The following is a 24,993-nucleotide window of genomic DNA, read 5'->3' on the forward strand; positions in this document are numbered from 1 at the left end:
TCACTTCCTCTTCTCGTGCCCCGGCGCGACGTAGATGGTGTACCGGCCGTGCGCACCGCTCTGGACCACCGTGACCACCTTGTACCCGGCGGCCTTGAGGGTGGGCTGGATCGCCTTGTCCGTGGCGGCGGTCTGGGTGAAGTCCAGCACCACCACCTTCCACTCGTGCGCCTCGATGCCGGCCTGGATCGCGGGCACCCCGACCTGCTGCTTGCCGGTGGCCGGGTCCTTGCGGTAGACCGCCACCAGGTCGTGCCACTGCTGCCAGTCGGTCGACTCGCGCAGGTAGTAGGCGGGCACGTTGTAGTTCTCGACCAGGTACCGGTCCGTGCCCTTGGAGACGTACGGCTCAAGCGCCGCCACGAAGGACTCGGTGTTCGACCACTCGCCGAACATCTCCCGGCCCTGGGCCGAGCCCGCCCAGCCGAGCGGGCCGATCACCAGGGCGGCGACCACGATCCCGGCCGTGACGTGGATCCGGTCCTTCAGCAGGACGACCACCCGGGCGAGCAGCGCGCCCACCACGATGCAGGAGAACCAGGCACCGAAGTCGACGTGCTTCTGCAGCGAGAGCCAGGTGTGGATGCGGATCTGGTTCACCGGCGCGAGCACGCCGGCGGTCAGCAGCACGGCGGCCAGGCAGGCCTCGGACCACGCGGCGCCGCCGCGCCGGCGCGCGGCCAGCAGCTGCACCACCGCTCCGACCAGCGCCAGCACCACCAGGGCGCCCACCCACTTGGCGGCCTCGGAGGCCACGTACGAGTAGGCGTCGTGCCCCGGGGCGCGCTTGAGCGTGGTGTGGTTGAAGCCGTTGATGTAGCGCTCGCCGGCCACCAGTGCCGCGACGCCGACCCCGGCCACGAAGACCAGCAGGAGCTGCAGCCCGCGCTTCCACCGCGCCCACGCGCCGGGCGCCCCGCCCGCACCGGCGAAGACCGCGACCCCGCACACCACCGGCACCCAGAGCAGCGCCGCGTACTTGGTGCAGCCGGCCAGCGCCAGCAACAGGCCGGACAGGACCAGGCTGGGGTAGCCGCCGCCGGTGGTCAGCCGCACCGCGAGGTAGCCGGCCCAGGCCAGCAGGGCGAGGGCCATCGAGTCGTAGGTCGCCAGGCCGCCCAGGAACTGGGTGGGCCCGAGCGCGGCGAAGGCCGCCGCCGCGCAGAAGGCGGCGAGGGAGCCGTGCAGCCGGCGGGTCGTCAGGTGGACCGCCACGGTGGCGGAGAGCATGAACGCCATGCTCAGCAGCCGCGCGGTGGTCAGGCCGCCGAGCATGTCGGCCAGCGCCACGACCACCGGGTAGATCAGCGGCGAGCCGGAGAAGAACGTCTCGTACGTCGCGACCGGGGTGCCGTGCGCGAGGTTGGCGATCTCCTGGTAGCCCGCGTAGATGTAGGTGCCCTCGTCCACGAAGGCGGTGTTGCTGCCGAGCAGGTGGAACGAGAGCCCGCCCTGGACGAGCAGCACGGCCAGCAGCGGCAGCAGGTCCGGCTTGAGGCCGGGCCGGGGTATCCGGACCGCCGGCTGCGCCGTGCGCCGCCGGCGTCCGCGGGACGCCTGCTCGCCGCCGGACCGCCCGGACGGTCCGCCGCTTCCCGGGCCCGCCCCCGGGCCCGCCGCACCGGGCGGGCGGACGCCCGCGGAGGTGAGCACGGGCCGCCGGGTGGACGCGGGCCGGATCCAACGGCCGTCGGCGCTCATCAGGTACTGCTCCTCAACTCAGGACCGCGCGCCCGGTGCGGCACGCCTCGGGCTCGGGACGACGAGTGGCGCCGGGGCAGCCCGCAGCCCCGGCGCCGTGGATGTCCGCAGCGGGCGTCGGCCCGCGGCGGGACCGGCTCAGCCGGTGAGCCAGCCCGCGGTGGGCGGGATCGCCGGCGGCGAGCTGGGGCCCGCGACGATCTTCACGATGTCGGCCTCCGGCAGCACCTGGTCCCAGGTCTGGACGTCGGCGACGGCCCCGTGCCAGGGGTCGCTCCACTGCCCGTTCGAGCTGAGCCGGCCGAGCTGGAGCGCGTTGGTACCGCTGCTCTGCACGCCGGCCGCCGGGGCCGAGGACTGCGCGGCGCCGTTGACGTAGAGGGTGATCTGCTTGGCCGCGGAGTCGTAGACGCCGGTCAGCAGGGCCCACTGGTTGACCGTCGCGTCGCCCTTGGCCCAGGCGATCGCCGAGCCGCCGCCCTGGAGCTGCACCTTGAAGTACCAGAGCTCGTGGCCGTTGTTCGTGCCACGGCCGAGCGAGAAGGAGTAGTACGGGCCGTCGCCCTGGCTGACCGCGGAGCGGACCCCGGTCGGCACGTCGACGAACACCCGGGCGGACACGGTGAAGCTCTTGTTGGTGTCGACGACCGGCTGGGCGCTCTGGGCGAAGGAGTTCTGTCCGCTGGGCAGCTTGAGGACCTGTGAGGGGAACCCGGCCACCGAGCCCGTCTTGGCGTCGGCGCCCAGGCCCAGGGCGGGCCCGCCCTTGCTCGCCGGCAGCGAGCCGACGGTGGGCGGGCCGGCGATGGGCTTCGGGGCGGCGCTCGGCGTCGCGCTCGGGCCCTTGGTCGTCGCCTCGGCGGTCGGGGCGGCGGACGGCTGGGCCGCCGGGTCGTCCTTCTTGTCGTCCTTGAGCAGCACCACGCCGCCGGCGGCAGCGGCACCGACCACCAGCACGACCACCGCGGCCATGATGATCCGGAACCGGCGCTTGCGCTTGGCCTGCTCCTCGTTCCTGGCGGCCAGCGCCTCCCAGTCCGGGGTGGCGGCGGTCTGCTGCGGCGGGAAGCCGTTCTGCTGCGGCTGCGGCTGCGGCCACTGCGGTGCGGGAGAGCCGGGGGCACCGGGCGCGGCAGGCTGCCCGGGCGCAGGCGCGGGCGGCATCAGGCCGGCCGGCGGCACGGGCGCGCCGGGCTGCACGGGCGCGGCAGGCTGAACGGGCGCGGCAGGCTGAACGGGTACGCCGGGCGGCACGGGCGCGCCGGGCTGGAAGGGCGCCCCGGGCTGCACCGGCGCGCCGGGCGGCGGGCCGAACGCACCGACCGGTGGCTGCTGCGGCACACCGGCGGGCGGCTGCACCGCGGCCGGGGGCATCGGACCTGCCGGGGGCATCGGACCGGCCGGCGGCTGCACCGAGACCGGCGGCACCGGAGCAGGAACCGGCACCGGACCGGGCGCCGGAACGGCCGGCGGCTGCACGGCGGCCGGGGGCACCGGACCGGCCGCGGGCTGCGCGGCGTCCGGCGCCGGCGGGCCGAACGCTCCGGCCGGCGGCTGCTGCGGGGACCACCCCGGGGTCTGCTCCGGCTCGCCAGTCGGTACCGGTCGATCGCTCATGTGTCGGAATGGTAGGGCATCGGTGCCCCAACGCCCATGGAGGGTGCTGCGGCTGACGGGGCGGCCCTACGCCAGTCCGTTGTACGGAAGCTTCCACTTCTGCCCGACCGCGCCCGCGCACGGCTTGAGGGTCACCGCCGTCCCGTCCGCGAGGACGCCGCCGACCGTGCTGAGGCACTGGCCCGACTCCATGTGCAACAGGCTCTGGCCGGGCCCGGCTGCCCAGCGCTGCGGAGCCCCGCCGGTGCAGCGGGCCAGCGCCACGGTCCGGCCGTCCTCGGCCGGCGCCAGACAGGCTGCGCCGCCGCGCAGCGAGCCGTCGTTTCCGACGGTCCAGCCCGTCGACACCGCCTGGTCGCCGCAGGAGCCGACCGTCACCGGCGTCCCGGCCAGGCCCCCGCCGCCGTGCCGCAGGCAGATCCCGGGCGCGCCGGCCGGCACCTCGCCGGCCGGCAGGCCCACTCTGTTGTGGAAGGCGAACGCCCAGCTCTTCAGGCCGGTGCCGCCGCTCCAGATCTCGAAGCCCGCCTGCACCCGGCACAGGTACGACCCCGGCGGGACGTAGCCGCGGATCAGGGCGTCGGCGGTGAAGAGCCGCAGGTTCAGCCCGTGGGCGCTGTGCGTGTTCGCCGTCCGCACGTAGCTGATGACGCTGTGCGGGCCGGTGATCGGCGCCTGGAAGACGTCGTAGGTGGCGTCACCCAGGGTCTGGGCGTCCGTCACCTTGCTACCGGCCGGCTTGACGCTGTCGGTGGAGTCCAGCCAGATCATCACCTCGGCGCTCTCGCCCGGGGCGCAGTTGTCGGGGTTGGGCCCGTACCAGAGGTCGTAGGAGACGTTGTAGGAGCCGGTCGTCTGGGCCGTGGCGTCCCAGTCGCTGGTCGCGTCGCCCAGCGCGCTGACCGGGACGGGCAGTCCGCTCGCGCCGGGGGCGGTGGAGATGTTGGGGTAGGCGCCCGGGGCGAGCGGCGTCTTGGGCGCGAGGTCGCGCACCTCCGTCACCGTGAAGCCGGTCCCCTGGGTGTCCAGGCACAACGTGCCGGAGGAGTTCCACGGGTTGGTCTCGATCACCCTGGTGCCGCCGTCGACCAGCCGCTTCGGGAACCGGACCTCCGGGGTCGAACAGAGCTTGCCGGAGCCGCTGTCCACCGGGTCGTCGGCGCCGGCCACCCCGCTGGTCCGCGCGGGCGCCGGGGTCGCCTCGGCCGTGCAGCCGAGGAGCAGCACGGCCACCGTGCCGTGGGCGAGCAGCGCCCGCACTCCCCGCGCCAACCGTGCGGCAGTGCCCTCCACGATGCCCTCCCTCTCCTGGTGAATGGCCCAGCTGTCCTGGTGAACGGCCCAGCGGCCGCCAACCGTATACGTCTGCCCCCACATCACGATCGGAGATCGATCCCGGTTCCGGGCTCCCGGCCGGAGAGGAGGGTGGGAAGCCGCCGGAGCCGGTCCCGTACGATCCTGACGTCCCAGTGGCCGCACACTGAACGGCCTTGGGTGGATTTGGACCACTTCAATACGGTTTCCGGGGGAGAGCGACGTGACTGTCACCGAGAGTGCACAGCTCGCGGGCAGTAGGAGGGCGGCCGCCTCACGCCGCAGGAGTCGGCCGGACGCGAGCGCCCGGGTCCAGCGCGGACTGCTGCCGCAGCCGCCGGACGGCGTGGAGAAGTACTCCTACACCCGCAGCCACCTCTGGGTGCTCACCTGCTTCTCCCTCGTCAGCTTCGGCTGCATGGTGGCCAGCGAGATCGGCCTGGTCGGCGCCACCCCGTGGTTCTGGGTGTTCGTCCCGTTCCTGGCCTTCACGATCGTCTACTACCTGATATCCCGTTGGGTGCACGGCTTCAACGAGAACTTCGACCTCAAGGCGCACCGCGCGCTGGTGAAGGCCTGGCGCCCGGAGCGGTACCCCACGGTCGACGTCTTCCTCCCGGTCGCGGGCGAACCGATCGAGGTGCTGCACAACACCTGGACCCACGTCGCCAGACTGCGCGACCAGTACCCGGGCGAGGTCACCCCGTACGTCCTGGACGACAGCGACAGCCCCGAACTCGCCCAGATGGCCGTCGACTTCGAATTCGTCTACGGCACCCGGAACAACCGCGGGTGGTTCAAGAAGGCCGGCAACCTCCAGTTCGGCTTCCGCAACTCCGACAGCGACTACATCCTCATCCTCGACGCCGACTTCGCGCCCCGGGCCGATCTGCTCGACGAGCTGCTCCCCTACATGGAGAACGATCCCGAGCTGGGGATCGTTCAATCCCCGCAGTACTTCCGCATCCTCGACTCCCAGAACTGGATCGAGCGCGGCGCCGGGGCCGTCCAGGAGCTCTTCTACCGGACGGTCCAGGTCTCCCGGCAGCGCAACGACGGCGCGATCTGCGTCGGGAGCTGCGCCGTCTACCGGCGGGCCGCCCTGGAGCAGAACGGCGGCACCACGCTGATCGAGCACTCCGAGGACGTCCACACCGGCTTCGACCTGCGCCGGCTGGGCTGGAACCTGCACTACGTGCCGATCGCGCTGGCGGCCGGCGTCTGCCCTGACAACGTGGGCGGCTTCTTCAACCAGCAGTACCGCTGGTGCACCGGCTCGATGAGCCTGCTGGGCAGCCGGAAGTTCTGGAGCACCAAGCTCCGCCCGATCACCCGGATGTGCTACATGTCCGGCTTCTTCTACTACATCCACACGGCGCTGTTCACCATCGTCTCCCCGCTGGTGCCGATCGTGCTGCTGATCACGCGGCCCGACCTGATCCGGTGGGAGAACACCATGCTGGTGATCCCGGGCCTGGTGTACGCGACGCTCATCTTCCCGCTCTGGCACCGCAACCCCTACCGGCTGGAGGCCTGGGCCGCCCGGATGATGTACGGCTGGGCCCACGTCTTCGCCATCTGGGACATCCTGCGCCGCAACCGGATGGCCTGGCAGCCGACCGGCTCCAGCGGCGCCCGGAAGAACAAGACCCGCCGGTTCTGGATCGGCGTGATCGCCTGGGGCGGCGGGACCGCCCTGGCCTGGGTCGGCTTCGGGATCTGGCGCATGCTCACCATGGGCGCGCTCAACTTCGCCCTGGTGCTCGCGTCCGGCCTCTTCTACGCCGTCATCGTGGGCCGCGTCCTGGTCCAGCCGCGTCCCACGGAAGCTGTGTGATCACCGTGTCCGCCCACCGCCGCCGGGCCGGCCGCCGCCCGCTCGCCCTGATCGCCGTGCTGACCGCCGGCCTGCTGCTGACCACCGCCTGCGGCCCCGAGGACCCCGGGTTCGCCGTCCCCGAGTCCGTCGCCGCCGGGGCGACCGGCACCGGGACCGCCGCCGCGGCCGCCCCGGGCCACAAGAAGCCGGCCACCGGCGACGTCCCGTACGACGTCACGCCGCTGCTCAAGCCGAGCCGCAAGTACCTGGGGACGGCGCTGGACGACGTCCCCGCGAAGCTGGACCCGCTGAGCAGCTTCACCGCCATGATCGGCAAGCAGCCGAACGTCGTGGAGTACTACGCGAGCTGGGGCGACGGCTTCGACACCGCCGGCGTCCGACGGATCTACGAGGCCGGGGCGCTGCCGTTCATGGCCTGGGAGCCGCACTCCCCCTCGATGGCGGCGATCGCGGCCGGCGAGACCGACGACTACGTCAGGGGCGTGGCCAAGGCGGCCGCCAAGCTCAACCTGCCCATCGCCATCAGCATCGCGCACGAGATGAACGGCGACTGGTACCCGTGGGGCCGGCAGGCCGCAAGCGCCGCCGACTTCGTCGGCGCCTGGCGCCGGATCCACGACATCTTCGACCGGGCCGGCGCGACCAACGTGATCTGGGTCTGGAGCCCGAACATCACCGTCCCGGCGCCCAACACCCGGCTCGCGCCGTACTACCCCGGAGACACCTACGTGGACTGGGCCGGCATGACCGGCTACTTCACCCTCACCGGCCCGAAGACCTTCGACACGCTCTACGGCGCGACCATGGCGGAGATCCGCGCCTTCTGCAAGAAGCCGTTCTTCATCAGCGAGACGGCCTCCCAGCAGGGGAAGCGCCAGCGCGCCGACATCGACCAGCTCTTCACCGGGATCGAGACGCACGACGACATCGTCGGGTTCGTCTGGTTCAACATGGTGAAACGGGCGGACTGGCGCATCGAGACCTCCCCGCCGTCGCTCGCGGACTACAAGCAGCGCGTGTCCGACCCTCGCTACGGCTTCGACATCCGGAACCCATGATGCCCTCAGAGACCGACTCCCCCTGGTTCACCCCGCACACCCCGGCCCGGACGGCGAAGACCGAGGACACCGCGCAGGCCGGGAGCGGAGCGCACGGCCCCGGGCACCCGGACGAGCCGGCCGGCTTCCTCGACCCTGCGTACCCGGTGGATCCGGCGTACCCGGCGTACCCGGACGAGCCCGCGTACCCGGACGACAACGCGTACCCGGACGACAGCGCCCACCGGCAGGACGTCGCGTACCCGGAGGAGCAGGCCCACCACGACGGGCCCGCGGACCAGGACGCCACCGCGCACCAGGACGCCACCGCGCTCCACGACGGCACCGCCCACCACGACGGGCCCGCGCACCACGACGGCACCGCCCACCACGACGGGCCCGCGCACGCCGAGGAGGGCCCGGCGCCCACCGACCCGCGGTTCCACCCGTCCGACGGCCCGCCCGTGGAGCTGGCCCCGTACACCATCCCGGCCGTCCCCGCGACCGGCTGGGACCCGGCGCCCAGCCCCCGGCGGCGCTGGATCGGCCGCGCCCTGCTCTTCGCCGTGCTGGCCGTCCAGGCGGCGCTCTCGCTGCGCCTGCTCGGCGCCGCACACCCCGACGAGGCCATCGCCATGATCGTCGGCCGCCAGGAGCTGGACCACCTGTTCGACGGCACCCCGGTGACGACCGACCTGGTCCACCGCATCCCCGGCGCGCCCTGGCTCTACCCGCCGCTGGCCGGCGCCGCCGCCAACGCGAGCGGGATCTTCGGGGCCCGGCTGGTCAGCCTGGTCCTGGCCCTGGCCACCACCGTCCTGGCCTACTCGCTGACCCGCCGGCTCTTCAACGAGCGCGTGGCCATCTGCGGCGCCGCCGCGTACGCCGTCGTGCAGTCCACCGTGGTGGTCGGCTTCTACGCGGCCCCGGACGCCCTCGCGATCGCCCTGGTCGCGGTCACCGCCTGGATCGTCGTCCGGACCGCCCGCGCCCCGGTGGCCCTGGTGCTGCTGGCCGCGCCGGTGGCGGCCCTGGCGGTCGCCGCGGAGTACGCCGCCGTGGTCGCCCTGCCCACCCTGCTCGCCCTCACCGTGATCTCCGCCTCGGCCCGGAAGGGCCGCGGCCCGGCCGCCCTGCGGGCGCTGCTCCTGGCCGTCGGCACCGTCGGGCTGCTGCTGCCCTTCGGCCTGCTGGACGACATTGCGGCCTGGTCGCCCACGCAGGGCCACGAGGCCCGGTCGGCCGGCTCGGTCCTGCTCTCCGCGGCCCAGTGGAGCGGCCTGTTCACGCTGCTGGCCTGCGCCGGGGCGGCCGCCTACGTGCGGCGCGAGCGGATGTACGAGTCGCCCGAGGACGACGAGATCACGGCCACCCGGCTGCGCCGCGCGGCGCTGAGCACCACCCTGTGCGGAACGGCGCTGCTGATCCCGGTCCTGTACGCCTGTCTGGGCACCCCGGGCGTGATGTTCCGGCACCTCGGGTTCGGCATGCTCTTCGCCGCACCGCTGGCCGGCGTGGGCATCACCCGGCTGGTCGGCGCGCACTTCCGCAACCCCCAGCTGGGCATCCTGGTGTGGGTGGTGCTGCTCGCCCTCGGGCTGGAGCAGGCGTCCCTGCGCTACCAGGACGGTCCCGACTCCGGCCGGCTGCTCAGCGTGCTGCGCCTGCACGCCCAGCCGCACGGCGGCCGCTACCTCACCGAGGTCGAGGGACTGCCCGAGTACTACCTGGGCAGCGTCAGCAAGCCGGACCAGTGGTTCTCGGCCCGCCGGGGCACCGAGTACCAGGACCGGGCCGGCGTGGTGCACCGCGGCGACGACGGCACGGTCACCGCCGTCCGGGACGGCTGGTTCAACCTCGTCGTCCTCGACAGCACCGCGCCGAGCGCCATCAACCGGGCCGTCGCGGACGCTGTCGGGGCCGGCGGGCACTACCGCCTGATCGCTCAGTTCAGCTCCCCGACCGGCGATTCCGGCACGTACAAAGTGTTCCTCCGGTACTGAGAGCCCGGGCGCGCGGCCCGGGCTCGGCGACACGCCCGCCACTACATATGGGGCCGTCATACTCAGCCGCCACTAGATGTATGCTCGTCCCTGCTGTCGACGCAGGGGAACCCGGTGGGAATCCGGGACTGCCCCGCAGCGGTGTGCGGGCGGCTCAAGCCGAGCCCGCGAGTCCGAGTACCTGCCGACGGTGTGCCGGTCGCCCTCCCCGCAGAGGCCTTCAGCACCAGTAGTACTTCCGGGCCTCGCGGGCGGGCCGGGGATGACACCGTCGCGCGACGCCGTTCGGCTGCCGCGCCGTGCTCCCCTGCCCCGAACGGCCCGGTGATTCGATCCACCGCCGCCGATCGCCGCCAGGAGAGAGCGCCTTGACCACCGCTGCCTCAGCCACCCTGCCCGCCCAGGTGTCCAGCTCCGCCACCGCCGACCCGACGGTCTCCGACCCGGGCGGCGCTCTGCTCCGGGTGCTGACCGACCGCAGCGTCGACCTTCCGCAGGTGGACCCCGGCCATGTCGCCGCCGCCGCGCTGCGCGGCCGCCACGCCGGCTCGGACTTCGCCGAGCTGCGCGGGCTGGCCGTGGACGCCGCAGCGTCGATGATCGCCGAGGACCCGCAGTACTCGAAGCTCGCCGCCCGGCTGCTCGCGCTGGAGATCGTCGACGAGGCCGCGACCCAGGGCGTGGTCTCCTTCTCCACCTCGATCGCGGTCGGCCACGCCGAGGGCCTGATCGGCGACACCACCGCCGCCCTCGTCGCCAAGCACGCCGACGTCCTCGACGCGATGATCGACCCGCAGGGTGACGACCGCTTCGAGTACTTCGGCCTGCGCACCGTGCAGTCCCGCTACCTGCTGCGCCACCCGATCACCCGCAAGGTCGTCGAGACCCCGCAGCACTTCCTGCTCCGCGTCGCCTGTGGCCTGGCGGTCGGCGACAACGAGCAGTCGGTGCGCGAGGTGGCCGAGCTGTACCGCCTGATGAGCCGGCTGGAGTACCTGACCTCCTCGCCGACCCTCTTCAACTCGGGCACCCGGCACCCGCAGATGTCGAGCTGCTACCTGCTGGACTCGCCGCTCGACAACCTGGACTCGATCTACTCCCGGTACGCCCAGATCGCCCGTCTCTCCAAGCACGCCGGCGGCATCGGCCTCTCCTACTCGCGGATCCGCTCGCGCGGCAGCCTGATCCGGGGCACCAACGGCAAGTCCAACGGCATCGTCCCGTTCCTGCGCACCCTCGACTCCTCGGTCGCCGCCGTCAACCAGGGCGGCCGCCGCAAGGGCGCGGCCTGCGTCTACCTGGAGACCTGGCACGCGGACATCGAGGAGTTCCTGGAGCTGCGCGACAACACCGGTGAGGAGGCGCGCCGCACCCACAACCTCAACCTGGCGCACTGGATCCCGGACGAGTTCATGCGCCGGGTCAACGCGAACGAGGACTGGTCGCTGTTCTCCCCGGCCGACGTGCCGGAGCTGGTCGACCTCTGGGGCGAGGACTTCGACGAGGCCTACCGCAAGGCCGAGCTGGCCGGCAAGGCCGTCCGCACCATCCCCGCGCAGACCCTCTACGCCCGGATGATGCGCACCCTGGCGCAGACCGGCAACGGCTGGATGACCTTCAAGGACGCCTCCAACCGCGCCGCCAACCAGACCGCGCTGCCCGGCCGCACCGTGCACTCCTCCAACCTCTGCACGGAGATCCTGGAGGTCACGGACGACTCCGAGACCGCCGTCTGCAACCTCGGCTCGGTCAACCTCGGCGCCCACGTGGCCGACGGCGCCACCGCCGCCGACCTGATCGGCGCGATGGACTGGGAGCGGCTGGACGCCACCGTGCGCACCGCCGTGACCTTCCTCGACCGCGTGGTGGACATCAACTTCTACCCGACCGTCGAGGCCGGGACGTCGAACTCCCGCTGGCGGCCGGTCGGCCTGGGCGTGATGGGCCTTCAGGACGTCTTCTTCAAGCTGCGGATCGACTTCGACTCCGCCGAGGCGAAGACCCTCTCCACCCTGATCGCCGAGCGGATCATGCTCACCGCGTACGAGCGCTCCGCCGACCTGGCCGAGCAGCTGGGCCGCCACGAGGCGTACGGCGAGACCCGCGCCGCCCGCGGCGAGCTGCACATCGACCACTTCCCGTCGGCCGCCCCGCAGTGGGCCGACCGCTGGGCCGCGCTGCGCACCCGGATCGCCGGGACCGGGCTGCGCAACTCGCTGCTGCTGGCCATCGCGCCGACCGCCACGATCGCCTCGATCGCCGGTGTGTACGAGTGCATCGAGCCGCAGGTCTCCAACCTGTTCAAGCGCGAGACGCTGTCGGGCGAGTTCCTCCAGGTCAACCCGTACCTGGTGCGCGAGCTCAAGGAGCTGGGCGTCTGGGACCAGCAGACCCGGGACGCGCTGCGTGACGCCAACGGTTCGGTCCAGGAGCTCAACTGGCTGCCGGCCGAGGTCCGTTCGCTGTACCGGACGGCCTGGGAGCTGCCGCAGCGCGCGCTGATCGACCTGGCCGCGGCGCGCATGCCGTACCTCGACCAGAGCCAGTCGCTGAACCTCTTCATGGCCGCGCCGACCATCGGCAAGCTCAGCTCGATGTACGCGTACGCGTGGAAGGTCGGTCTGAAGACCACCTACTACCTGCGCTCGCGCCCGGCGACCCGGATCGCCCAGGCCGCGTCCGGGACCGCCCGCACGGCCGCGCCGCAGCCGGCCAACCCGGTCAGCGTGGGCACCCCGACCATGACCCAGGAGGAGCAGGACGCCATCGCCTGCTCCCTGGAGAACCCCGAGTCCTGCGAGGCCTGCCAGTGAGCACCGACGACGACCGCAAGATGCTGCTCGACCCCGGCTTCGAGCTGACCCTGCGCCCGATGCGCTACCCGTCGTTCTACGACCGGTACCGGGACGCGATCAAGAACACCTGGACGGTGGAGGAGGTGGACCTGCACTCCGACGTCGCCGACCTCGCCAAGCTGAGCGAGGGCGAGCGGCACATGATCGGGCGGCTGGTCGCCTTCTTCGCGACCGGTGACTCGATCGTCGCGAACAACGTGGTGCTGAGCCTCTACAAGCACATCAACTCCCCGGAGGCGCGGCTCTACCTGAGCCGGCAGCTGTTCGAGGAGGCCGTGCACGTCCAGTTCTACCTGACGCTGCTCGACACCTACCTGCCCGACCCGGAGGACCGCAACGCGGCCTTCGCCGCGGTGGAGAACATCCCCTCCATCCACCAGAAGGCCCAGTTCTGCTTCAAGTACATGAACGCGGTCGACCACATCGACTCGCTGCAGACGAAGGAGGACAGGCGGGCGTTCCTGCTCAACCTGATCTGCTTCGCCGCGTGTGTGGAGGGGCTGTTCTTCTACGGGGCGTTCGCGTACGTGTACTGGTTCCGGAGCCGGGGCCTGCTGCACGGTCTGGCGACCGGGACGAACTGGGTGTTCCGCGACGAGTCCATGCACATGGACTTCGCGTTCTCCGTGGTGGACACGGTTCGCGAGGAGGAGCCCGACCTCTTCGACGAGGAGATGGCCAAGCAGGTGACGGAGATGCTGGAGGAGGCCGTCGAGGCCGAGCTCCAGTTCGCCCAGGACCTGTGCGGTGAGGGTCTGCCCGGCATGAACACCGCGTCGATGCGCGAGTACCTCCAGGCCGTGGCCGACCAGCGTCTGGCGCGCCTCGGCATGCCGATCCGGTACGGGTCGAGCAACCCGTTCGGCTTCATGGAGCTGCAGAACGTCCAGGAGCTGACGAACTTCTTCGAGCGCCGGGTGTCCGCGTACCAGGTCGCGGTCGAGGGCTCGGTCGCCTTCGACGACGACTTCTAAGTCGTCGGACATGACAGCGCTGCCCCGCACGGCCAAGCCGTGCGGGGCAGCGCTGTTGAATCAGGGGGTGGGGAACTCGCCGTCCTTGACCCCGGTGAGGAACGAGTCCCAGGCGTCGGTGCCGAAGAGCAGAGCCGGCCCATCAGGATCCTTGGAGTCCCGAACGGGCACCAGCCTGGCCGCACCGACAGCGATCTCGACGCAATCACCACCCTGCCCGCTGTAACTGCTCTTGCGCCATGCGACGTTTCCAAGTTCCGCTGCGAGCATGCTCACCTCTCTACTGCCTAGTGGTACAGCTCCTGCCGCACCCGAGCGATCATGTCGAGACTGTCAGCCGGGCTCAAGGCGATCGAGCGGAGCGAATCGAAGATCAGCGTGTAGTCCTCAGTCTCCGCCGGCGTCTCCATGTAGAGCGTCCCCGTCCGGTGTTCGACACACACGACGTCCGAGTATGTCGGCGTGGGGAAGCTGAACAGCACGAATGACCCCATGAGCCCGGGATGAGCCCCAGCTCGATCCGGCAGTATCTGGAGCTCAACGTTGGGCCGCTCCGCCATCTCCAGGAGCCGGTCGAGTTGTTGGCTCATGACCTTCGCCCCGCCCACCTGGACCCGCAGAGCCGCTTCCCCTTCGATTACGCAGATGCGCGGCGGGCTGGCGCGGTTCAACACCTCCTGCCGTGCAATCCGCGCAGTCACAAGAGCCTCCACCTCATCCTTGCTCAAGGTGGACGGTCGCGCTTGAAGCACGGCTCGGGCATAGTCCGGTGTTTGCAGCAGGCCTGCCACCAGCACGTTCTGGAACGACCGGATGTAGTCAGCCGTCTCCTCATAGCCGATGAAGTCCGAGTAAGACGGCCTCGCCAAGCTCGCGCGCTGCACCCAGCCCGGCTCACGACCACGACGCGCCATGCCCACCAGGTCGTCGACGTGCGCCTGATCACCGACGCCGTAGAAGGTCAGCAGGTCACGCAACTCTCCGAGGGAGATGCCCAACCTGGCGTTCTCGATTCGACTGATCTTGGTCCGGTGGCAGCCGATCCGTCGAGCCGCTTCCTCAGGCGTCTTGCCCGCATCTTCCCTCAGCTTGACCAGCGCGGCAGCCAGTCTGCGGCGGCGCACCGTCGGCCGTACATCGCTCATTTGACGCCCCTTCACGCCTGGACCGCACCAGCGTACCGCCACACAAAGATCTTGGAACATGTTCCAAAGAGTCGGTTGCGAAATGCACGAGAGCGAGAGCATGCTACTCAACGTAGCCCTCGACGCGACACAAAGTGATCAAGATGGGCTCATCACCCGGGCATTCCCATGCCCTCTTCAGCTGCTCTCACCTGCACCCCCGCGAGGTGGCCCCGCCATGCCTGAAACCGTCTCCCCCGCCCCGACCGAGCAGGCCTGCTGGTTGCCCCGGCACCAGCGGTCCCCCCGAACCGCCCGGCAGCAGCTCCGCGACTTCCTCCGGCCCCACCCCAGCGGCGAACCGCTCCTCGACACCGGCGAGTTGCTCGTCTCCGAGCTCGTCACCAACGCCGTCCAGCACACCCGTACGCCCCGGGGCCGCCTGATCCAGGTCCGTTTCAGCCTCTCCGACGACCTCCTCCGCATCGAGGTGCACGACGCGGACAGCGAGAAGCCCGTCCCCCGCCCGACCGCCGCCACCGACGAGTGCGGCCGCGGCCTGCTCCTGGTCCGGGAGTTGGCGACCCAGTGGGGCTGCTGCCCGCGCGTGGGAGGCATCGGGAAGTTCGTCTGGTGCCACATCGCCGCTCAGCCGGCCCCGGCCGGGGAGACCGTCGCGTGAACCCGGTCCACGCCGAGATCACCGGCATCATGCTCCCGGCCGACTTCCCGACCCTGGACCACGCGCTCCCCGTCCTCTGGGAGCGGATCCGCGGACTCCCCGTCCGCGCGGCCCACCGCGACTTCATCCGGGTCTGCATCGGTCCCGGCTCGGGCGACGGCGTCGCCCGCTGCCTCGCCCGGAGCGGCCGCTGGAGCGTCACCCTCTACGTCGGCGAACTCACCCGCTGGACCGCCCACCCCATCACGATCAGCACGCTCTGACTCCCGCGTCCCCGCCCGGCGCCCACGCCGGGCGGGGACGCCCGAACCACTTTCCCGCCCCGGAAAGCTCGCACCCTTGACCCGGCGCCCGGAGGCCGGGAGGCTTTCGCGCACCGAGACTTCTACGCACGTGATCACCTCGCAGTGAGGATTCCCCGTGACAATCTCTCGTACCGCCTTCGGCGCACTCTTCGACGACTTCCAGCGAGAAGCGTTCCGGCTGGAGACGCTGGACGACTACAGCAAGTCCGGCAACGTCGACGCCTTTCAGGCGTTCCTGGCCGGAGAGTCCCAACCCGTCGACTACAACGCCCGGTGGCTGGCGCAGGTCCGACGGAACACCAACGCCGGGCGCCGGATGTACCGCGTCCACGTCCTGGCCCGCCCTCTCACCCCATACCTCCAGTTCGAACTGGGATGGGGCTATCGAACGAATATCACTGCCGGCGAAGAGTTCTTCATCCTCGACGTCACGGAGAAGCCGAACCCTCTCGAAGGTGTCCCGGACTTCTGGATGTTCGACGAGTCCAGGACCGTTTCGATGGTCTACGACGACGAGGGCGGATTCCTCGGAGCAGAGGAAGAGCCCAACGTGCAGAAGTGGGTTCACTGGCGCGACACGGCCCTGAGCCACGCCGAGCCGTTCATCGACTGGTGGGAGCGGCACGGAACCAGGTGAACCCACCATCCTGGACCACCCCCGCCCAGCCCCTGCGACGCCTGACCAAGATCCTTAGTCAAGGACGTGAATAAGCACGTCCGCGCGTGGACGGCAAGCCTTCCACGCCAGTACGTTGTCCGCTGGTCAGTCAAACCAGCTTGATACAAGGAGGCTTGACATGTCTGGACGCTCAGCGCTCACTCGTCTTACGGGCAGTGGGAACGGCGAGTGCGGAGAGAAGGACTGCCCCAACGTCTACCGAACGGAGACGGGATCGTTCGTGGTTCAGGGCAGCCTGTCGCAAGCTTTCGTCCCGCCCAGCGGAGAGGGCATCGTCGAAATCCCCGAGAGTGTCCTCAAGGAGGCGTTCCGTGCTCTTGGCTGGTGACGCCTGGAACCAGTGCTTCGATTCCATGCAGTCGGAGGCATGGCGACTTGAGACGCTTTCCACCTACACCATGCCTCAGGAAGCAGAGAAGTTCACCCGATTCCTGGCCGGCGAACAGTCCCCCGACGACTATCGCTCCGGCTGGATGGATGAGGTGGCACAGTGGACGGCCGTGGGGAAGCGCGTGGGCCGCGTCCATGTCCTGACCCGCCCGCTCTCGGACTACCTCCGCTTCGAGTTCGAGTACTACTACCGCCACCACGTGAGAGCCGGCGAGGATATCCGAATCCTTGACGTCACGGACAGGGGAAACCCGCTCGCGTCGGTGCAGGACTTCTGGATGTTCGATAAATCCACCATTGTCCTCATGAACTACAGGGCAGACGGAACCCAGATCAGTCGCCAGCTCATCGATGGCGACCCCGCGCCCTACATCGAGTATCAGCGGATCGCCATTGCGGAATCGATTCCGTTCCTGGAGTACGTCAGCTCGTGACGCTCCTTCCCGAGCAGCTGGGCCATTCCAAACAGGAACTAGCTGCAGCACTGAAAGATCTGCGAAAGCGAGCCGGGCTCTCTGGAGCCCGGCTCGCTGCGCGCTGCAACATGTCTCAGTCCAAGATTTCAAGGATTGAGAACGGGAAAACCCCAGCCAGCCTCGTGGATGTGAAGCAGATCCTCCGAGCCTTGGCGGCGCCGCCGGACACACTGGCCCGGATCACAGAGCTTGCCCGCCTCGCGAACACCGAGTGGCAAGGCCTCCGAGCACTTCGACGAAAAGGGCTTCACCACAAGCAGCAGGAACTTGCCGGCCTGGAATCCACGTCCGCCGAGTTCAGATTCTTCATGCTGTCGATGATCACTGGGCTGCTCTCGACACCCGAATACATCAGGGCCAGCCTCGCCCACCTCCACGGGGACCAGAGCCAGCTCATCGCGCGAAAGCTGGGCCGCCAAGAAGTCCTCTACGACACCGGCAAGAAGTTTACGTTCCTCGTGTCGGAAATGGCAGCCAAATGGCCATTGATCCCTGCACCCGCGATGGCCCTTCAGCTCGATCGACTCATCTCCGTCTCAAGGCTCCCCAACGTCCGAATCGGCGTGATCCCCTTGCGGGGCCTCATGCCCGCGGCGCCGATGGACACTTTCACCGTCTATGACTCATCGCTCGTCACGATCGAGACAACGAGCGGAGTGCTGGCACTCAGGGACCCGAAAGACATCGCAGCACACCTTGAGGCGTTCTCCACGATGGAAGGTTACGCAGTCTTCGGCGCAGACATGAGACGCCTTCTCGAACGATGGGCGGACGATTTTCGGGAAGCACCCTAAGAGTTTATGCAATCACGCGCATAGGTGGGGAAATAGCCGACTCCTGCACCTATCTTGGTGACTCAGCCAAGAAGGCCGAAAGTCACGGGAGTGCCCCATGTCCGATGCGGATTTCGCGCAGCCAGCCGGCACGAAGCGTCGCCGGACGCATGCAGAACTCCTTGCGCTGATCGATGCCAACCCGGTCCGGAAGGACCTGACGACCGGGGGTCTGGTGGAACTGGTGGGGGCACAGGACGGCCGGGCCCTGGTGCGGCCGCTGTTCGAGCCGGACGCGCCGCCGCGGCAGGTGCCCGTCGACCAACTCACCAAGCGCATCAGCCTGTGGGGCTGAGCTTCCTCGAATTGCCTCTCGAAACCTCCGCCCGGCTCCCGGGCGGGACGGGGCCCTTAAAACGCCCCGAACCAAACACCGGAAGGTGCACGTGATGACCGATCACGACCTCTACGAACTCGACCTCTCCCGAGTCGAGTTCAACCGCGCGTGCGGTGGCAACCAGGGCGGGGGCGACGACGGCGAGTCGTGCGTGACCCTCGGCGCCGTGCCGCAGGCCCCGGGCGTCTTCGCCCTCGGCGACAGCAAGCGTCCCGACCGCGAGCCGCTGCTGTTCACCGCCGAGGAGCTCACCGCGGCCGGGGTCGACCCGGCGCGGTTCGGCCTCTCGGTCTGACGCCCCACCTCCCCCGACAGCCCCGGCCGCCCGCAGTCCCGTGCGGGCGGCCGGGGCCTCGACGTCCCCCAGGAGAAGCGCAGGTGCACTTCCACGGCTACGAGTGGGCCGGTGACGGCCGGCTGCTGGCGAAGGAGTCCGAGCGCCGCCCGGTCGAGGGCGGAGGGTTCAGGCTTTCCGATCTTCCCCCGATGATGACCCGCTGGTGGCTGCTACGGCCGGCATCCCAGATCAGAGGTACCTGGGAATCGCCGGCCGACGCGGCCGACTGGCTCGCGAAGCGGTACGAGGAGCACACCCCCGGCGGTGATCCCTGGCTACCGCTCCCGGCACGGCGTCGCCGCGCGGTCGAACAGCTGGCCCGGGCGTCTGACGTGGTGTGGGCCCGGTGGGTGTCCGACAGCAGATGGTCCGGCCACTACCTGATCGTCTGCTCCGGCACCGTCCGGCCGAAGCTTCCCTGCCCGGCCCCCGACCGACACGGCTTTCGCCTATCCGACTGAACTCCCGGGCCGCATCGGCATCACACGCATGCGGAGCATCCGCTCCCGAGTACGGTCCCGCCGACGACAGCCGAACGGAAGGGGCCCATCGTGCGGACCGGAATCCTGGACTACGAGAGCGACGCGATCGTCCAGCTCATGAACATCGCCGAGGAGGACTGGACCGAGCAGGAGCTCAAGGACGCGCTCCAGCGGGCGATCATGTTGGAGCTCTCCACCATCCCGCCCTACGCCACCGCCCTCTGGTCGATCACCGACCCGGACAACACCAAGCCGGTCCGCCACACCATCCGCGAGATCATCTTCGACGAGATGTCGCACTTCGGACTGGTCTGCAACATGCTCACCACCATCGGCGGCAAGGTCGTCCTCACCGACCCCGCCACCGTGCCGAAGTACCCGGGTCAGCTGCCCGGCGGCGTCAACCCCGGCCTGGAGGTGTACCTCAGCGGGCTGACCCGCGAGTCGGCCGCCCTGTTCGCGTCCATCGAGAAGCCCGAGCACCCGCTCGGCTTCGCGGCCGACGGCAACACCATCGGCGCGTTCTACCAGCGCATCGCCGATGTCTTCCCCAAGTTCGCAGGCCTCATCAGCGGGCAGCGCCAGGTGAAGGCCTCGCTCACGAGCCACGGCGCCGGCAACGACATCGTCCCGATGAACAACATCGACGATGTCCTCGCGGCCATCCACATCATCCAGACCCAGGGCGAGGGCACCGACGCCTCCCCGGAGAACCCCTTCCACGGCGACCCGGGTGAACTCGCCCACTACTACGCCTTCAAGGAGATCGCGGTCGGCAAGAAGTTCGTCCCCGTCGGCCAGAAGGGATGTTACGACTTCGTCGGTCCTGACATCCCGCTGCCGGCTGCCTCCCAGATCCCCCGGATCCCCGGTGGCGGCTGGATCAACTCCCCCGGCAACGAGCCCGACGCGAACACCGCCGCTCTGCTGGCCGACTTCAACCAGCTCTACAGCCAGATGCTGCGCGCCCTCGAAGCCGCCTGGGGCGAGGGCGGGGACGGCACTGTCGGCTCTGCCCCCTCGCTGATGGGGAAGATGCGCAAGGCCGCTCAGAAGATCAACGGGGTCAAGCTCCCCGTCGACTCCCTCCTCGTCTACGGCCCGGAGTGGCTCTTCCTCCCGTAGCCCGTGGCCCCGTGGCCCCGGACAGCCCGAAGGCCGGTGCGGAGCCTCCGCACCGGCCTTCAACACGCCTTCGGCCGTTACTCGTTCGGCACGGTCGCGTACCGCGGCGTCCCCTCGGCCATCTGCCGCAGGGCGTCCTTGCGGTCCCGCTTCGACAGCTTGTCGATGTAGAGGAACCCGTACAGGTGGTCCGTCTCGTGCTGGAGGCAGCGGGCGAAGAAGCCGGTGCCCTCGACGCGGATCGGGTTGCCGTCCTTGTCGACGCCGGTCACCGCGGCGAAGTCCGGGCGGGGCAGCTCGGCGTAGGCGGTGGGCACCGACAGGCAGCCCTCGTTGCCGTCGTCCAGCACCCGGCGGCGGTCGGCCGGGTAGTCCTCCAGCGTCGGGTTGATCACGTGGCCGATGTGGCGCACGCCCTCGTCGTCCGGGCAGTCGTAGACGAAGACCTTGAGGTCCACGCCGATCTGGTTGGCCGCGAGGCCCACGCCCTCGGCCGCGTACATCGACTGGAACATGTCGTCGATCAGGGCGGACAGCTCGCCGTCGAACGCGGTGACGTCCTTGACCTCGCGGTGCAGGACGGGGTTGCCGAACACGGTGATCGGCCGTGCGGTGCCCTTCGAGAGGTCCGGCTCCTCGCCGACCACCTTCACCGGCTTGGCCGCTTCGGTCCCGTGGTCGTGATCGTGCTCGTGGTCGTGGTCGTGCTGCTCGGCCATCGCTGCTTATCTTCCGCTTCCGTGGACTGCCTGGGTGTACCGATCAAGAGTAAGCGGACCGCTCAGCAGACCTCTTCGAGATCGCGATATGCCCGGCTGCCCGGGGAGGCCGCCGCCCAGCGGTCCAGCAGGGTCCGCACCAGGTGGGCCGGCGCCGCGATCCCGCACTCCCGCTCCACCAGCCAGGACATCCCGGCCGCGCCGCCCTGGCTCAGGTGGCTCAGGTGGCCCGGGTGGGCGGCGTCGCCGTCGTCGTGCGGATCGTGGTGGGCGGTGTGCCCGTCGTCGGCGGCCATCCGGCTCTCCGAGCAGGCCCGGCAGAGCAGCCGCACCGACGACGTCCAGTCCTCCGCCGCGTAGCCGGCGTCCGCGACCAGCCGCTCCAGCGCGTCCCGGTCCGCCGCCGTCGCGGCCTGCAGCAGCACCACGTACGTCGGCACCGGGGACGGCGCCCACAGCTCGATCTCGTCGAACACCGGGTAGGCCACCCCGTCGGTGACCCGCTCGCCGTGCGGGGCACCGTCGTGCAGCACGACCTCCCCCCAGCGTCTGCCGGAGGACGGCAGCGGGATCGACAGCACCTCGATCCGGGCCGGGTCCAGCCGCCGGCCCCAGACCACCTCGGACTCGCCGTCCGGAGAGAGCCGCACCGGGGTCGTCCCGAGGTCCAGGCTCACCGGCCCGTCCGGCTGCGCGCCGGGGCCGCCGGGCAGCCGCAGGCCGTACGCCTGCCAGGCCCGCCGGGCCAGCGCCCAGTCCTGCAGCGCCGTCGCCGTGATGCCCAGGTTCCACCAGTCCGGGGCGCCCTGCTCGCGGTCCAGCAGCGCCACCGCCCGCAGCCCGGCCGCCCGCGCCTGCTCCCAGTCCCGGCGGAACTTGTGCAGCAGCGCGAGGTTGAACCAGGAGTCCGACAGCCACGGCTCCAGGTCGGCCGCCATCACCAGCAGCGCACCCGCGTCCTCGTACCGGCCGTCGCCGATCAGCGTGAAAGCCCGGTCGGTCGTCTGCCGCCAGGTGGCGGACGGCCGGTGCCGTGCCCGGTGGAAGATCCTCACGTTCGTCCCTGCCGTCGTCGTCCGCTCAAGTCCCGTATCCGCTCCCGCGTCACGGGCCCGGTACCCCGGGTCGGTGTTCCACGCTACGACCGCATCCAACCACGCCCGCCGCCGCCCGCGCTCCCCACCGCCGTGGTTGCCCCCGCCGCCGGCGCCCGCCCCTACCCAGCCTGCCCGCCCCGCCGCCGTGCCTCAACCCCAGCAGGCCGGCACTCCGGCCGACCTGATCCGCAAGACCGGCCGCTAGCCGCGGACCCGGACGAGGGCGTCCACCACCCGGGCGTCGTAGACCCGTCCCCGGCCCAGCCGCAGCGCCTCCAGCACCTCCAGCCGCGCCACCGCCTCGCCCACCCCGCGCCCGCGCGCCGCCGTCAGCAGGTCGTCGTGCGCGTTGGCCACCCGGATGATCCGGGCCGCCAGCGGCACCTCGCCGCGCGCTCCGGCCGGGCCGCCCTGCCAGGGGTCGGCCAGCCGGGCCACCTGCTCGGCCACCTTCCGCGGCACCCCGGTCCGCATGATCACCTCGCTGCCGAGCCGGGCGATCCGGCGCTGTTCCTCGTCCGGGAGCAGCGCCGTCGCCCCGTCCGGCACCGGCTCGACCAGCGACAGCTGCCCGACGTCGTGCATCAGCGCCGCGTACTCCAACAGGGCGAGCTCACGGGTGCCCAGACCCAGCTCGCGCCCGATCGCGCACGCGGTGTCGGCCACCCGGCGGGCGTGCCCGGGCGGGGTGTAGCCGGCCACCTCGGTGGCCCGGGCCAGGCTGGCGATGGTCTGCCCGGTGGTGGCCCGGACGGCGGCGGCCCGGCGGAACGACACCTGGGCCAGCAGCAGCGGTGCGCAGAACAGCGGCAGCGCCCAGAGCCCCACCTCGCCGGCGGCGAGGCTGACCAGCAGCCCGGTCGCGGCGATCGCCGAGCCGATCCCGAACAGCGAGCGCAGCTCGTCCTCCAGCGCCGCCGGGAACCGCAGCCCGCTCCGGGCCCGCCTCAGCACCGCAGCCAGGCTGGCGTCGCAGAGCGCGGCGAGCGCGGCCACCAGGGTCAGGAACACCCCGTACACCGGCCCGTCCGCGGAGAACCGGTCCACCGCACCGCTGAGGTAGAGCGGCTGGAAGATCGCCGCCGCGAAGCCCGCCCCGAGCAGCCGCCGGGCCGCGCCGTCCAGGCGGACCTGGTCGCGCCAGGGCGGCTGCCGGTGCCGGCGGGCGCCGTGCGGCAGCAGCAGGGCCGGCAGCAGCGCGAGCAGCAGGCCCGCCCCGGTCACCGCGACCGCCTGGAACACCCCGTGCCCGGTCGGCAGCCCCCGCAGCGGCCCCAGCAGCGCGTACGCCAGCGCGCCGGCCGCGCCGATCGGCGCCTGCTCCCGGTCGCCCGGCAGGGTGATCCGGACGCACTCGCCGAGCGCGATCAGCACCGTGAAGGCCAGCGCCACCCCAGGCTCGGCCACCCCGCGCACCGCGACCACTCCGAAGGCCATGGCCGGCAGCGCGAGCGCCGCGCCGTGCACCGCCGCCACCCCGCCGTACACCGCCCCGGTGAACGGCCCGCCCGCAGCCCGCCGGGACGGCCTCCGGGCGCCCCCGGTCGCCGCGATCACGACGGCCCGGCCGTCGGGACGCTGCCGCCCTGCGCGGGCACCCGCCGCGGGGCCGCCCGGGCCGGCTCGGGGACGCCGAGCGGGATGTCCGGCACCGCCTTGATGCAGTCGCCGGACGGCGGCAGCACCGGCTGCCAGTCGTGCTCCGCGAGCGCCTCGACCAGCGCCCGGACCATCACCGGGTCGAACTGGCTGCCCGCGCAGCGCTCCAGCTCGGCCACCGCCTCCGCGACCGGCCGGCCCCGGCGGTAGGAGCGGGTGGAGGTCATCGAGTCGAAGGCGTCGGCGACCGAGATGATCCGCGCGAACTCCGGGATCTGCTCCCCCACCAGCCCGCTCGGGTAGCCCCGGCCGTCCACCCGCTCGTGGTGGTGCAGGATTCCGGCGTGCGCCTCGCCGAGGAAGGCGATCCCGCGGACCAGCTCGTACCCGTGCACCGGGTGCACCTCCACCGCCCTCCGCTCGGCGTCGGTCAGGGGACCGTTTCTTCGCAGCAGCTCGGTGGCGACGCCCAGCTTGCCGACGTCGTGCAGGATCCCCGCGTACCGCAGGGTGCGCAGCCGCTCGGCCTCCATGCCGAGCTGATCGGCGATCAGCACGGCCGCCTTGCCGACCCGCTCGCTGTGCCCGCGGGTGTAGGCGTCCTTGATCTCGACGGCCTGCACCAGCGCCTGGACGGTGGCCTGGTGGGCGTCGCGCTCGCGGTGGCCCTGGGCGAACACCCAGGCCGAGATGGAGAGCGGCAGCAGCGCCAGCAGCGCCGCGAACGCGCCGTACGGGCCCTGCCAGAGCACCGCGACCATCAGCCCGCCGGCCGCGTGCACCAGCACCGGCAGGCCGATCGCGGTGGCCGGCCCGCTCAGCAGCACGGTCGGCCGCCGGCCCTCGGCGAGCACCAGCATGCCGCTCACCAGGGCGCTGTTGACCAGGCAGAACGCGCCGAGCGCGGCGCACCCGGGCAGCAGCGCGGCCGGGAACCGGGAGCCGAGCAGCAGCTGCGGGCCGGAGAGCAGGTGGAAGACGGCCGAGGAGGCGAAGGCGGAGACCCCGAGCTGTGCCCCGTTCCAGACCCGCCGCCCGCGGTCGGCATCGGCGTAGCCGAGCAGGGCGGGCGGCACCGCGACCAGCGCGGCGGCAGCCGGCGGCAGCATCAGCACCCCGGCGAACAGCACCGGGAAGAAGGCGTTGGCGCAGGGCCGGGCCGGCGGCCGGTCGGCCAGCGGCGCCCGGCGCAGCAGCACCCGGACCAGTCGCAGGCACGGCGTGGTCAGCCCCTGGGCGAGCGACTCCCAGCAGCCGTGCAGGAAGGAGAGCAGCCCGACCTTGGGCCAGTCGACGGGGTTGCCGAGCCAGCGCGGCACGCCGAGCGGTCCCGGCACGGGCAGCAGCGGCAGCAGGCAGCAGAGCGCCGCGACCGGAACGGCCACGAGGTAGCCCACCGCGCCCCGCGGCAGGTCCGCCTCTCCCCTGTCGGTAGCGATCTCGACCTCCCCGCGTCCTGGCCCGCTC

General features: G+C 71.2%; 23 protein-coding genes and 1 riboswitch. Of the genes, 14 read left to right on the forward strand and 9 right to left on the reverse strand.

The window, feature by feature from the left end:
* The 3 genes from ACIPSC_RS10935 to ACIPSC_RS10945 form a co-directional block, all read right to left on the reverse strand.
* Complete coding sequence (locus tag ACIPSC_RS10935; protein ID WP_400824733.1) at positions 1-1,701, reverse strand: hypothetical protein; 1,701 nt, start codon at positions 1,699-1,701, stop codon at positions 1-3.
* 138 nt (positions 1,702-1,839) lie between these two features.
* On the reverse strand, positions 1,840-3,318 hold the full coding sequence (locus ACIPSC_RS10940) for a LamG domain-containing protein (RefSeq protein ID WP_400824735.1): 1,479 nt from the start codon (positions 3,316-3,318) through the stop codon (positions 1,840-1,842).
* A gap of 66 nt (positions 3,319-3,384) precedes the next feature.
* Complete coding sequence (locus ACIPSC_RS10945; protein WP_400824736.1) at positions 3,385-4,611, reverse strand: ricin-type beta-trefoil lectin domain protein; 1,227 nt, start codon at positions 4,609-4,611, stop codon at positions 3,385-3,387.
* Between the two features lie 439 nt (positions 4,612-5,050).
* On the opposite strand from ACIPSC_RS10945, the gene ACIPSC_RS10950 reads away from it, so the two are divergent.
* The 5 genes from ACIPSC_RS10950 (at position 5,051) to ACIPSC_RS10970 (ending at position 13,341) form a co-directional block, all read left to right on the forward strand.
* Positions 5,051-6,469, forward strand: a complete 1,419-nt coding sequence (locus ACIPSC_RS10950; protein ID WP_400824973.1) for a glycosyltransferase family 2 protein — start codon at positions 5,051-5,053, stop codon at positions 6,467-6,469.
* On the forward strand, positions 6,466-7,530 hold the full coding sequence (locus ACIPSC_RS10955) for a glycoside hydrolase family 26 protein (RefSeq protein ID WP_400824737.1): 1,065 nt from the start codon (positions 6,466-6,468) through the stop codon (positions 7,528-7,530). The genes ACIPSC_RS10950 and ACIPSC_RS10955 overlap by 4 nt, the downstream gene beginning before the upstream one ends.
* Positions 7,527-9,512 carry a glycosyltransferase family 39 protein gene (locus ACIPSC_RS10960; protein ID WP_400824738.1) on the forward strand — a complete coding sequence of 662 codons (1,986 nt, stop codon included), beginning with the start codon at positions 7,527-7,529 and terminating at the stop codon, positions 9,510-9,512. The genes ACIPSC_RS10955 and ACIPSC_RS10960 overlap by 4 nt, the downstream gene beginning before the upstream one ends.
* 63 nt (positions 9,513-9,575) lie before the next feature.
* Positions 9,576-9,716, forward strand: a riboswitch (cobalamin riboswitch).
* A gap of 200 nt (positions 9,717-9,916) precedes the next feature.
* A complete protein-coding gene (locus ACIPSC_RS10965) occupies positions 9,917-12,325 on the forward strand; it encodes a ribonucleoside-diphosphate reductase subunit alpha (RefSeq protein ID WP_400824975.1) in 2,409 nt (802 codons plus the stop codon).
* Between the two features lie 20 nt (positions 12,326-12,345).
* A complete protein-coding gene (locus tag ACIPSC_RS10970; RefSeq protein WP_400824976.1) occupies positions 12,346-13,341 on the forward strand; it encodes a ribonucleotide-diphosphate reductase subunit beta in 996 nt (331 codons plus the stop codon).
* A gap of 60 nt (positions 13,342-13,401) precedes the next feature.
* On the opposite strand, the gene ACIPSC_RS10975 is transcribed toward ACIPSC_RS10970, so the two are convergent.
* Both ACIPSC_RS10975 and ACIPSC_RS10980 read right to left on the reverse strand, forming a co-directional pair.
* Positions 13,402-13,611, reverse strand: coding sequence for a DUF397 domain-containing protein (locus tag ACIPSC_RS10975; RefSeq protein WP_400824739.1), 210 nt, complete (start codon positions 13,609-13,611; stop codon positions 13,402-13,404).
* Positions 13,612-13,628: 17 nt separating this feature from the next.
* Positions 13,629-14,486 (reverse strand): helix-turn-helix domain-containing protein, encoded by an 858-nt coding sequence (locus ACIPSC_RS10980; RefSeq protein WP_400824740.1) that lies wholly within the window; start codon positions 14,484-14,486, stop codon positions 13,629-13,631.
* Positions 14,487-14,703: 217 nt separating this feature from the next.
* Here ACIPSC_RS10980 and ACIPSC_RS10985 point away from each other — a divergent pair, with 217 nt between their 5' ends.
* The 9 genes from ACIPSC_RS10985 (at position 14,704) to ACIPSC_RS11025 (ending at position 20,111) form a co-directional block, all read left to right on the forward strand.
* A complete protein-coding gene (locus ACIPSC_RS10985) occupies positions 14,704-15,147 on the forward strand; it encodes an ATP-binding protein (RefSeq protein WP_400824741.1) in 444 nt (147 codons plus the stop codon).
* Positions 15,144-15,410, forward strand: coding sequence for a hypothetical protein (locus ACIPSC_RS10990; RefSeq protein ID WP_400824743.1), 267 nt, complete (start codon positions 15,144-15,146; stop codon positions 15,408-15,410). The genes ACIPSC_RS10985 and ACIPSC_RS10990 overlap by 4 nt, the downstream gene beginning before the upstream one ends.
* A 157-nt stretch (positions 15,411-15,567) precedes the next feature.
* Positions 15,568-16,089, forward strand: a complete 522-nt coding sequence (locus tag ACIPSC_RS10995) for a DUF6879 family protein (RefSeq protein WP_400824744.1) — start codon at positions 15,568-15,570, stop codon at positions 16,087-16,089.
* 160 nt (positions 16,090-16,249) lie between these two features.
* Positions 16,250-16,459: a hypothetical protein gene (locus tag ACIPSC_RS11000; protein ID WP_400824745.1), complete on the forward strand. Its 210-nt coding sequence runs from the start codon at positions 16,250-16,252 to the stop codon at positions 16,457-16,459.
* Positions 16,443-16,955, forward strand: a complete 513-nt coding sequence (locus ACIPSC_RS11005; RefSeq protein ID WP_400824746.1) for a DUF6879 family protein — start codon at positions 16,443-16,445, stop codon at positions 16,953-16,955. Before ACIPSC_RS11000 ends, ACIPSC_RS11005 begins: the two co-directional genes overlap by 17 nt.
* The gene (locus ACIPSC_RS11010) at positions 16,952-17,791 is read left to right on the forward strand and encodes a helix-turn-helix domain-containing protein (RefSeq protein ID WP_400824747.1); all 840 of its coding nucleotides are present in this window, start codon (positions 16,952-16,954) and stop codon (positions 17,789-17,791) included. The genes ACIPSC_RS11005 and ACIPSC_RS11010 overlap by 4 nt, the downstream gene beginning before the upstream one ends.
* Positions 17,792-17,888: 97 nt before the next feature.
* On the forward strand, positions 17,889-18,125 hold the full coding sequence (locus tag ACIPSC_RS11015; RefSeq protein WP_400824748.1) for a hypothetical protein: 237 nt from the start codon (positions 17,889-17,891) through the stop codon (positions 18,123-18,125).
* A gap of 94 nt (positions 18,126-18,219) precedes the next feature.
* Positions 18,220-18,462: a DUF397 domain-containing protein gene (locus tag ACIPSC_RS11020; protein WP_400824749.1), complete on the forward strand. Its 243-nt coding sequence runs from the start codon at positions 18,220-18,222 to the stop codon at positions 18,460-18,462.
* A 593-nt stretch (positions 18,463-19,055) separates the two neighbouring features.
* On the forward strand, positions 19,056-20,111 hold the full coding sequence (locus tag ACIPSC_RS11025) for a ferritin-like protein (RefSeq protein ID WP_400824750.1): 1,056 nt from the start codon (positions 19,056-19,058) through the stop codon (positions 20,109-20,111).
* A gap of 77 nt (positions 20,112-20,188) precedes the next feature.
* Here ACIPSC_RS11025 and def read toward each other — a convergent pair whose 3' ends face one another.
* From def to ACIPSC_RS11045, 4 genes are all read right to left on the reverse strand, one after another.
* Positions 20,189-20,830 (reverse strand): peptide deformylase, encoded by a 642-nt coding sequence (gene def, locus ACIPSC_RS11030; RefSeq protein ID WP_400824751.1) that lies wholly within the window; start codon positions 20,828-20,830, stop codon positions 20,189-20,191.
* A gap of 62 nt (positions 20,831-20,892) precedes the next feature.
* Complete coding sequence (locus tag ACIPSC_RS11035; RefSeq protein WP_400824752.1) at positions 20,893-21,885, reverse strand: tetratricopeptide repeat protein; 993 nt, start codon at positions 21,883-21,885, stop codon at positions 20,893-20,895.
* A gap of 243 nt (positions 21,886-22,128) precedes the next feature.
* Positions 22,129-23,364, reverse strand: coding sequence for an HD-GYP domain-containing protein (locus ACIPSC_RS11040; RefSeq protein ID WP_400824977.1), 1,236 nt, complete (start codon positions 23,362-23,364; stop codon positions 22,129-22,131).
* Between the two features lie 116 nt (positions 23,365-23,480).
* On the reverse strand, positions 23,481-24,911 hold the full coding sequence (locus tag ACIPSC_RS11045) for an HD-GYP domain-containing protein (protein ID WP_400824753.1): 1,431 nt from the start codon (positions 24,909-24,911) through the stop codon (positions 23,481-23,483).
* Positions 24,912-24,993: the final 82 nt, after the last annotated feature.

The organism is Kitasatospora sp. NPDC090091 (assembly GCF_044747365.1).
Taxonomy (GTDB): Bacteria; Actinomycetota; Actinomycetes; order Streptomycetales; family Streptomycetaceae; genus Kitasatospora.